The sequence below is a fragment of the Neisseria sp. HMSC064E01 genome (assembly GCF_001808875.1).
GTDB lineage: Bacteria > Pseudomonadota > Gammaproteobacteria > Burkholderiales > Neisseriaceae > Neisseria > Neisseria sicca_A.
On record NZ_KV794865.1, the window covers coordinates 1 to 242 of the forward strand.

Below are 242 nucleotides of genomic sequence, written 5' to 3' on the forward strand. Positions count from 1 at the left end.
GCTTGCTACGAATATTACCGTAATTGCTTAATAAGACATTTATAAACTCCTCTCCAAACTCTCTTATTAATACCTTCTCCATAGCCTTAAATCTTTCAATGTCTACAAACCAATCTCGATCCATCATATGGAATAATCTTATAGATTCTTTTTTTGAACTTTGAAATGCAAAAATACCCCAATTAACAGGTATATCCTGAACTGCAACCCAATTTAAATCAGTATCTGCCATAATAACTCCA

1 pseudogene is annotated in these 242 nt (G+C 32.2%); it reads right to left on the reverse strand.

The window, feature by feature from the left end:
- Positions 1 to 242, reverse strand: a pseudogene (locus tag HMPREF2572_RS00340) (hypothetical protein); the annotation flags it as partial.